8 protein-coding genes and 2 pseudogenes are annotated in these 9,002 nt (G+C 74.8%); 8 read left to right on the forward strand and 2 right to left on the reverse strand.

All coding sequences use genetic code 11. The annotated features are described in order from the left end of the window. Positions 1 to 256: pseudogene (locus tag EAO70_RS35775) on the forward strand (hypothetical protein); the annotation flags it as partial. Positions 257 to 371: 115 nt separating this feature from the next. On the opposite strand, the gene EAO70_RS35780 reads toward EAO70_RS35775, so the two are convergent. Then, on the reverse strand, positions 372 to 1,226 hold the full coding sequence (locus EAO70_RS35780) for an arylamine N-acetyltransferase family protein (RefSeq protein WP_148006962.1): 855 nt from the start codon (positions 1,224 to 1,226) through the stop codon (positions 372 to 374). Between the two features lie 180 nt (positions 1,227 to 1,406). Between EAO70_RS35780 and pgl the strand changes: the two genes are divergently transcribed. From pgl to EAO70_RS35815, 7 genes are read left to right on the forward strand one after another with little or no spacing between them, the layout of a single operon-like run. After that, positions 1,407 to 2,105: a 6-phosphogluconolactonase gene (pgl, locus tag EAO70_RS35785; RefSeq protein ID WP_187284188.1), complete on the forward strand. Its 699-nt coding sequence runs from the start codon at positions 1,407 to 1,409 to the stop codon at positions 2,103 to 2,105. Continuing rightward, positions 2,102 to 3,238 (forward strand): ROK family protein, encoded by a 1,137-nt coding sequence (locus tag EAO70_RS35790; RefSeq protein WP_261993223.1) that lies wholly within the window; start codon positions 2,102 to 2,104, stop codon positions 3,236 to 3,238. Before pgl ends, EAO70_RS35790 begins: the two co-directional genes overlap by 4 nt. Further along, entirely contained in the window at positions 3,235 to 4,371 is a 1,137-nt protein-coding gene (locus tag EAO70_RS35795; RefSeq protein WP_148006964.1) for a sedoheptulose 7-phosphate cyclase, read from the forward strand. The genes EAO70_RS35790 and EAO70_RS35795 overlap by 4 nt, the downstream gene beginning before the upstream one ends. Next, the gene (locus EAO70_RS35800) at positions 4,368 to 5,582 is read left to right on the forward strand and encodes a dehydrogenase (protein WP_148006965.1); all 1,215 of its coding nucleotides are present in this window, start codon (positions 4,368 to 4,370) and stop codon (positions 5,580 to 5,582) included. Before EAO70_RS35795 ends, EAO70_RS35800 begins: the two co-directional genes overlap by 4 nt. 51 nt (positions 5,583 to 5,633) lie before the next feature. Beyond that, on the forward strand, positions 5,634 to 6,746 hold the full coding sequence (locus tag EAO70_RS35805; RefSeq protein ID WP_148006966.1) for a DegT/DnrJ/EryC1/StrS family aminotransferase: 1,113 nt from the start codon (positions 5,634 to 5,636) through the stop codon (positions 6,744 to 6,746). Beyond that, the gene (locus EAO70_RS35810) at positions 6,743 to 7,468 is read left to right on the forward strand and encodes a ribulose-phosphate 3-epimerase (protein ID WP_148006967.1); all 726 of its coding nucleotides are present in this window, start codon (positions 6,743 to 6,745) and stop codon (positions 7,466 to 7,468) included. The genes EAO70_RS35805 and EAO70_RS35810 overlap by 4 nt, the downstream gene beginning before the upstream one ends. Positions 7,469 to 7,479: 11 nt before the next feature. Then, complete coding sequence (locus tag EAO70_RS35815; RefSeq protein WP_148006968.1) at positions 7,480 to 8,118, forward strand: HAD-IA family hydrolase; 639 nt, start codon at positions 7,480 to 7,482, stop codon at positions 8,116 to 8,118. 66 nt (positions 8,119 to 8,184) lie between these two features. On the opposite strand, the pseudogene EAO70_RS35820 reads toward EAO70_RS35815, so the two are convergent. Next, positions 8,185 to 9,002 (reverse strand): annotated as a pseudogene (locus EAO70_RS35820) (hypothetical protein); the annotation flags it as partial.

Consider the following 9,002-nt stretch of genomic DNA (forward strand, 5'->3'; position numbering starts at 1 on the left):
GCCCATCCCCCCCGGCACGCCGCTTGCCGTGGTGGCCCGTGCCGACGCCGCCGACCCGTGGCAGGAGGCGCTGGTGTCCGGGCTCCTCGCCCGCCGGCCGGACGCGGTCCTGGTGGACATGGGCTACCGCGACATTCCGGTCCCGGCGGGGACGACGGTCGTCAAGACCTACGGCGCGGGCCTGGTGAACGCCGTGGCCGCGGCGGAACTCCTCGCAGGCCGCCGGTCGGAGGGGGCGCCGCGCACCTGGTGGTGACGTGGGGCCCGCTTGGGCCGCGGGCGGGCGGCCGGCGGCCGCCACGCCGGAGCCCAGCCGTCCCGCCGACGGCCGCCCGTCACCGGCGCGCACCCGTCACCGACGGCAGCCGGTCTCACCGGCGCGCGGTCAGCCACCCTTCGTGGGCCGCGCAGACGACCTCCCACAGCCGCCGCCGCTCCGCCGCGTCCAGGTCGTCGAGCGGCAGCCCGAAGGTGTCCCGCAGGACGCCGAACCACTCCCCCGCGTCGTCGATCTCCCGGCGGGCCTCGCCGTCGGCCGTGATCCTGGTCAGCACCCGGCCGAGCAGCAGGTCGGTGCCGAGGGCGTCCCGGCGCTGGACCCGCGCGGTGCGGACGAACTCCGAGTCGGGCGCGGTGGAGAGGCGGACGTGCTCCGCCCCGAACTCGTCGATGCGCGCCTCGGCGGTGGAGATGTCGGCGCCGGTGAAACCGCGCACCGGTTGGTGGTCGAGCCGCCAGACGCCCGGCCCGGCGGCGGACGGTGCGAGAGCGTAGGCGAACGGCCCCTGTACGGTCCGTCCCGCGCGCAGCGGCAGCGGCTCGTGGAAGGCGAAGCCGAGCCCCACGTCCGCCAGCCAGCGCCCCTCGAAGGCGTCCCCGGACACGGTCAGCGCCAGATGGTTGCCGTTGACGCCCACCGGGGCGGGGTCCTCGGTGCCCTGTACGCCCACGGAGTGCAGGGTGACCTCGTATCCGAGCGCCGTGAGGAGCGTTCCGAAGGCCCCGTTCAGCTGGAAGCAGTAGCCGCCCCTGTGGTGCTCCACGATGCGGCGCACCGATTCCCCGGGGTCGAGGCCCGCGGGGACACCCCGATGGAAATCGAGGGTCTCGTAGGGAATCCGCTCCACATGGGCCCGGTGAAGTGTGCGCAGGTTTCCGAGCGTGGGTTCCGGATTCCCCCGGAGCCCCAGCCGATCGAGATATCCGGCGGTGCTGTTGGTCGACATGGCGGGCACCCTAACAACGCGTTCCCGCCGTTCAACGGCTTGCCTCTGCCGCTGCCCGGACCGCCCCGGTGTTCAACTCGCGCCATTCCGCCGCATGGTCGGACACGGTCCCGTTCCGTAGGGTCGTGACCGTTTCGGAAAGGTCTTCGGAAACAGTACGGAAAAGCCGGGAGAATCACCGTGAGTTCGCTTCGTGCACAGGAGTTCCCCACCGCTCTCGCGGTGGCCGAGCGGACCGCGGACGCCGTCGTGGACGCCGTGCGGAGGACTGTGGCCGAGCGCGGCGACTGCGTCCTCGCCCTCACCGGGGGGAACACCCCCACCGACGCCTACCGGCTGCTCGCGGCGCGCGATGTGCCCTGGCACGCGGTCCACGTCGTGCAGACCGACGACCGGGTTCTCCCCGAGACCGAGACCGGTTCCAACTGGCGCATGATCACCGAGACCCTGCTCGATCCGGCCGGTGTGCCCGGGGCGCGGCGCCACCCGATGCCGGTCCGCTCCGGCGACCCGGCCGACGCCGCCGCCGGCTACGCGGGACTGCTCGCCTCGCTCTCGCCGGGCGGCGGCGCCGACCTCGTCCTGCTCCAGCTCGGTCCCGACGGCCATCTCGCCTCGCTCTTCGCCGACCGCTACGACCCGAAGGACCCGGCCGGGGTCACCGTGACCACAGCCGCGGACGGGGCGGTGCGGATGACCCAGACCCTGCCGCTGTTGAGCGGCGCCGCCACCCGCATCGTCATGGCCACCGGCGCCGGGAAGACCGAGGCCGTGGCCAAGGTCCACGGCGCCACCCCCGACACCCTGGCCGCCCGGACGTTCCTGGCCGGCGACGGGCTCCTGCTGCTCGACGCCGCGGCCGCCGGCTCCCACCCGTGACGTCTCCTCCGGCCCCGTACGACGGCGGCTTCCGCGCCGACCTGGCCCGCGGCAGCCGCCGGCCGATCATCGTCCTGGACCTCGGGGGTACGTGGTTCCGGGCGGGAGTGCTGCGTGCCGACGGCACCGTCGCGGTCTTCCGCCGCGATCCCGCCGTCGGGGCCCGCACCCGGCCGGGCCCCGTCCGCGCGCTCCAGGACGGCATCGTCGACTGGCTCGTGGGGGCGGTGGACACGGTCCTCGGGGCGGCCGGCGCCGACCTGGCCGTCCCCCACGGGGAGCCGCCCGGCCCCCCGCGCTGCGCGGTGTCGCTCGGCGCGGCCATGAACGGGACGACCGGGGAGGTACGCGGCAGCGCACCCCTGTTCGGGAGCGCGACGACCTCCTGGTGGCCGGCCGCCGAACTCGTCGCGCGCCGGCCCGACGTCCGCTGGTCCGTGGTGAACGACGTGTCCGCGCTCGCGTACGCCCTGCTCACCGACCCGGCCGCACCGGCGCGGGGCAAGGCCGCCGCCCTGACGGTGAGCACCGGCATCGCCTACCGCACGATCGAGCTGGCGACCGGCCGCATCCCGCTGGACGCCCGCCACGGTCTCCAGGGAGAGATCGGGCATCTGCCGTCCCGCCTGGACTGGGAGGGCGGGCCGCTCTCCGCGCGGTGCGACTGCGGCGCGCCGGACCATGTCGCCGCGTACTCGTCCGGCTCGGGGATCGCCGCGCTGCTGCGCCGCCTGCCCATCGCCTCCTGGGGCGGGCCGGACGAACCCGGGGCGCGGCGGGGCCCGTTGACCGATGTCTTCGGTGCGCGGGTCGCGGACGGCCACCCCGGCGCGCTCCGGCTGCTCGACGCGGTGACCCGGCCGCTCGCCGAAGTCCTGACGACCCAGGCCACCCTCGATCCCGAGGTCACCCCGACCGTCCTCACCGGCGGCGTCGTGGACGGGCTCGGGGACGCCTACCTGCACAGCCTGCTGCGGAACATGGCCCGGACCGGCCTGTACGGCATCACGGACCGGGACCCCGACCACTTCGCCGACCGGATCGTCCGCGGTCGGCCCGACGGACTCGGCGCCCTGCGCGGCGCGGGGGTCCACGCACGGGGACTACCGAACGAGAGAGTGCACACAGCATGAGCCTTGGGCAATGGACCGTCCACGCCCACCAGTCCGTCTCCTACCGGGTCGCCGAGGCGCCGGGGCTGCTCGCCCCCACCGACGGCGCGCTCGCCCGTGCCGCCCGCCTGACGCCCGGGACGCGGCGTCTCGTCGTGATCGACGAACGGGTGCTCGCCCTCCACGGCGACCGGATCCACGCCTACTTCCGGGCCCGGGAGGCCGTGCCCCACGTGCTGGCGCTGTCCGGCGGCGAGTCCGGCAAGGAACTCGCCGCGGTGGAACGGGTGGTACGCGCGGCCGACGCCGTCGGCCTGGACCGCCGGGACCCGATCGTGGCGATCGGCGGCGGGGTCCTCACCGACCTGGTGGGACTCGCCGCCAGCCTGTACCGGCGGGGCACACCCTTCGTACGGGTCCCGACCACTCTCGTCGGGATGATCGACGCGGCCGTCGGCGCCAAGACCGCGGTGAACGCGCACGGGCACAAGAACCGGCTCGGCACCTACCATCCCGCCGCCGACACGCTCGTGGACCGCTCCTTCCTGCGCACCCTGGGTCCGCGCCACATCCGCAACGGCGTGGCCGAGATCGTGAAGATGGCGGTCATCGACGACCCCGTCCTGTTCGACCTGCTCGACGCCCACGCCGAGACCCTGGTCGACACGCGGATGGCCGGCCCCGAGGGCGGCGAGGTCATGCGCCGTGCCATCACCGCCATGCTCGCGCACCTCGAACCGAACCTGTGGGAGAAGGACTTGTGCCGGGCCGTGGACTTCGGCCACACCTTCGGCCCCGCGCTCGAGATGGTGCTCCAGCCCGCCCTGCTGCACGGCGAGGCCGTCTCCCTCGACATGGCCCTGTCCTGCGCGATCTCCGTCGACCAGGGACTCCTGTCCCCCGCCGACGCGGTACGGGTGCTACGGCTCCTGGAACGGATCGGGCTGCCCGTCCGGCACGAGCGGTGCACTCCCGTGTTCCTGGCGGAGGCGCTCGCCGAGTCCACCCGGCACCGCGACGGTCACCAGCACCTCCCTCTCCCCGCCGGCATCGGCAAGTGCGTCTTCGCCGAGGACCTCACGCCCGACGGGCTGGCGCGCGCGGTGGAACTCCTCGACCGGCTGCTCGTCGGCGCGGAAGGAGCCGCCGCGTGAACGCCCCGACCGACACCTCCGACCGGCTGCCCGCCGACGACGTCGCCCTCTTCCGTACGCCCGGCGGCGCGTTGCGTCTCGCACCCGACCCCGCCCCCGCGCGGGGCGGCCCCCCGCTGCGGGTGCTGCGGGTCGGGATCTGCGGCACGGACCTCCAGATCCAGCGCGGAGTCCGGCCCGACGGCGCCGCCGTCCTCGGCCACGAGGGACTGGCGGAGCACCGCACCGCGTCCGGGGTCCGGAGGGTCCTGTTCAACCCCGTGGACCCGGACGACCAGGAGCGCATCCTCGGCCACTCCCACGACGGCGTCCTCCGTCGCCGGTACCCCACACCCGGTGAGGGCCCGGCGGCCGAGGGCGACTTCACGGCGGCGGCCGATCCGGTCCTCCGCCACCTGGTACCGGCCCTGCCGGACCTCCCCGCCGACCTGACGGTCCTCGTCGAACCGCTCGGCGCGGTCCTCTACGGCTGGGAGCTGCTCGACGCCGCCGGTGCGCACGGCGACACGGCGGTGTGGGGCAGCGGTACGACGGCGGTCCTCGCGGCCCTCGTGGGCGAGATCCGCGGCCTCGCGACGACCCTCGTCCACGCCCGGCCCGAGCGCCTGGAGTGGCTGCGCCGGCGCGAGGTCCTGGACACCACCCGGCTCCGTACCGCACCCCCCGCCCTGCCCGTGGCCTCGGCCTTCGTCTGCCTGCCCCGGGAGGCTGCGGGAGCGGCCTTCGGCCAGGCTCTGGAGGCCGTGGCGGACGGCGGAGCCATCGATCTGTTCGGAGGTTTCGGGACCGGCGCCACGCATCCGCTGACCGGCTCCCTCGACCTCAACTCCGTGCGACGGGCGCAGGTGTGCGGCTCCCCCGCGCCCGCGGCCGTACCGGCCGTGACCCTGCCCTCGGGCAGGCGGGTCCGGCTCACCGGGCACCGCGGCACCTCTGCCGGGCAGCTGCGGCGGGCCCAGGAGCTGCTGATCGCGCAGCCGGCGCGGTTCGCCCGGGTCCTCAGCCATGTGGTCGCCCTGGAGGATGCGGGAGCGGTGCTGCGGTCGATGGCCGCGGACCCGCCCGGCGCCCGCCTGGTCGGCACGGGCCGTGCGGGCGAGCCCCTGCGGGGGGAGCACCTGAAGGTGCTGGTCGACCCGACGCTCCCGGCCGGCGCCGTCCGCGCCCCCGACCCGGTCACCACGGTGGCCGACCTGCCCCCGGGCTGCTGAGCCCGCTCCCCGAGCCCCGGAAGACTCCGCGGAAGAACCAGGAAGACGACCATGCTGGTACCCCGTTACGGCTATCCCGCCCAGTTCGACGATCTCCCCGCGCTGGCGGACAGGATCTCCGAGCTCCTGCTCTCGGGCGACTACATCCTCGGCAAGCCGGTGGAGCGGTTCGAACGCGCCTTCGCCGAGCGGCTCGGCGCCGGTGCGGCCGTCGGCGTGAACTCCGGCACCGACGCGCTGGTCCTGGCGCTGCACGCGCTGGGCATCGGCCCGGGCGACGAGGTCATCACCGTGGCGAACACCTTCCACTCCACGGTGCTCGCCATCGTGCGGGTGGGCGCCGTCCCGGTGCTCGTCGACTGCACCGGCACCGACTACATGACGGACCTGGATCAGTTGGAGGCCGCGATCACGCCCCGTACGGCGGGCATCATCGCGGTGCACATGTTCGGGCAGGTCCTGGACATGGACCGCATCGGCGCGCTCGCCGCGCGACACGGCCTCGCTCTCGTCGAGGACTGCGCCCAGGCCGTCGGCGCCGCGTGGAACGGCCGGGCCGTCGGCACCTTCGGCGACATCGGCTGCTTCAGCTTCCACCCCTCGAAGACGCTCGGCGCGGCCGGGGACGCGGGTGCCGCGATCACCGGCCGGCCGGAGCTGGCGGACCGGCTCCGGGTGCTCCGGGGGCTGGGCCAGCGGGAACAGAATCATCATGCGGAGGCCGGGTACAGCAGCCGGATGGACTCGGTGCAGGCGCTGGTCCTGGAGCACAAGCTGCCCCGGCTCGACGAATGGAACCGGGGCAGGCGCGCCGTCGCGGCCCGGTGCGACCGGGCGCTGGAAGGAAGCGCCGTCCGCGTCCCGGAGGCCGGGCCCGGGCACGTCTACCACATGTACCAGGTGATCGTGCCCGACCGGGACGCCACGCTGGCCGCGCTGCGCGCCGCGGGGATCGACGCCGTGGTGCGCTACCCGGTGCCCGTCCCCCTCCAGCCGGCCTTCGCCGCCTACGACTTCGACCCCGAGGCGTACCCGAACGCCCGCTTCCTCGCGGAGAACGCGCTCTGTCTGCCGCTGCGGCCGGAGCTGACGCCCGAGGAGACCGACCTGATGACCGGCGCGCTGCTGTCGGTCGTCGCCCCGAACCGAGGAGCCCACGCATGACCTCCGCCACCGTCCCCGCGGATCCCGCTGATCCCGCCGTTCCCGCTGCTCCCGTCACCGAGGTCACCGTCGTCCCCGGACTGTTCGGCGCCGACCCCCTGGAGTACGGGAAGGCCGTCGCCGACGTGTCGGCGGCCGGGGCCGAACTGCTCCACCTCGACGTGATGGACGGGGTGTTCGTCCCGGACGTCAGCTTCGGCCTCAAGGCGGTCGGCGCGGTCCGTACGGCCTTCGGCGGCCGGCTCGACGCGCACCTCCAGGTGGCGCGGCCCGAGACGTACCTGGACGGGCTGGCCGCGGTCGGGGTGGACCTGGTCACCGTGCACGTGGAGGGCACACCTCACATCGGGCGGGTGCTGCGCGAGCTGGAGCGGTCCGGGATCGCCGCGGGTCTGGCGCTGAACCCGGGCACCCCGCTCTCGGCGGTGGAGGAGGTGGCGCATCTGGTCGAGCAGGTCGTGGTGATGGCGGTGAACCCCGGGACGAGCGACTTCCTCCCGTACACCGTGGACAAGATCCGCCGTCTGCGGGCCGCGTTGGACGCGCGCGGACTCGGTCACATCCGGATCGCCGCCGACGGCGGGGTGACGGCGGAGCGCGCAGCCGGGCTGAGGGCCGCCGGGGCGGACCGGCTGGTGGTGGCCTCGGCACTGTTCAAGGACCCCGCCGGGGTGGCGTCCGCGCTCCGCTCGCTCGGCGCGGCCGCGGCGGGCACGCCGTGACGGGGCGGCGCGTGCCCGCGCCGGAGCCGTGGGTGCTCTTCGACATCGACGGGACCCTCGTCGACTCCAGCCGGCTCATCGAGCAGGTCTGGCGGGAGGTGGCGGCCGAGTTCGAGGCGGACCCGGAGGCGATCCTGGCGGAGTGCCACGGCCGCCGGGACGCCGAGATCGTGCCGATGTTCTTCCGGCCGCCGGACGTCCCCGCGGTCCTGGCCCGCATCCAGGAACTGGAGGCGGCGGGCGGCGACCTGCTGAGTCCCGTGCCCGGCGCTCCCGAACTCCTCGCCTCGCTCGCGCCGGGGCGGTGGGCCGCCGTGACCTCCGGGCCGTCCGGCCTGATGACGGGCCGGCTGAGGGCCGCCGGGCTGCCGGTACCGGCGGTGCTCGTGGCCGCCGACCACGTGGAGCACGGCAAGCCCCATCCGGAGGGGTACCTGGCGGCGGCCCGCGCGCTCGGCGCCGCTCCGGAGGCGTGTGTGGTGGTGGAGGACGCCCCGGCGGGGGTCGCCGCCGGTGGCAGGGCGGGCATGTTCGTCGCCGCGCTCACCACCACGCATCCCGCCGACCGGCTGACCGGGGCGGACGTGGTCCTCGACCGTCTCGTGGACCTGCCGGAGGTGTGGTCCCCGGCCCGGAGCGGTCGGTCGTGAGGGGCGGCACCGACCGGGTGTGACTCCCCTCGGCCTGCCCTCGGCTGCCAGCTTGCCCAGCTCCCCTCAGCTCTCGGCGGGGAGCGCGGGGAAGACGACGACCGAGCCGTCCTTGTCGCGGGCGATCTCGATCGCCACGTCCGAGGCGCGGCCGTACGTCGGGACCGCCTCGGCCAGTTGGTGGATGCGGTGCGCGGCCCGCATCAGGCGCTCGACCTCACCCGTCGTGAAGACGGGTCGCAGTCCCTGCGGGCGGGCCGGCTCCAGTGCCGACAGGCGGAGCAGGACCCCGGCGATGCCCGACTGCATGTCGTCGAGGCGCTGTTGGTCGCGCTTGAGTGCGCGGGTGAAGTTCTCGAACAGGTTGTCGGGGTCCTTCTGGGCATGCTCGACGGCCTGCAGGACGTTGACCCGCTGCTTCAACGCGATGGCGAGGGAAGCGAGTTCCAGGTGCGCCCGGAACTCTCCGCCGTCGTCGTCGACGCCGGGGAACGCCTTCGCCAGCGTGGCGATGTCGACGGGCTCGCCGTCGGGCAGCCGGTCGAGGGCGCTCCGCCAACGGGCCAGGCGGCGATCGGCGGCGCCGAGAGCCGAGTTGATGGCGTGCACGGCCGAGTCCAGCCCCAGCGACGCACCGATCACGCCCTGATCGAGGAGGACGGCGGTGGCCTTGTCGATGGCGTCGCGGCAGCCGTCGAGTTCGCTGTGCTCCGCCTCCAGCTTGTCCTCGTGCAGTTGCTCCAGCAGTTCCGTGATGCGTGCGACGGCCTCCCGGCGTTTGGTGTCGGCGTGCGCACTCACTCCCACCGCCAGCGCCATGAGGACGAGCGGCGCGGCGACGGTGAGGGCCGCGCTGCCCGCCACCGCGACCCCCGCCGTGGCCC

The sequence above is a fragment of the Streptomyces sp. adm13(2018) genome (assembly GCF_008042145.1).
Taxonomy (GTDB): Bacteria; Actinomycetota; Actinomycetes; order Streptomycetales; family Streptomycetaceae; genus Streptomyces.

What these genes read in the sequence shown, in the direction of transcription:
- EAO70_RS35805 (WP_148006966.1), top strand. Translation starts at nt 5,634, where the DNA reads ATGCTGGTACCCCGTTACGGCTATCCCGCCCAGTTCGACGATCTCCCC.
- EAO70_RS35810 (WP_148006967.1), top strand. Translation starts at nt 6,743, where the DNA reads ATGACCTCCGCCACCGTCCCCGCGGATCCCGCTGATCCCGCCGTTCCC.
- EAO70_RS35795 (WP_148006964.1), top strand. Translation starts at nt 3,235, where the DNA reads ATGAGCCTTGGGCAATGGACCGTCCACGCCCACCAGTCCGTCTCCTAC.
- EAO70_RS35780 (WP_148006962.1), bottom strand. Translation starts at nt 1,226, where the DNA reads ATGTCGACCAACAGCACCGCCGGATATCTCGATCGGCTGGGGCTCCGG.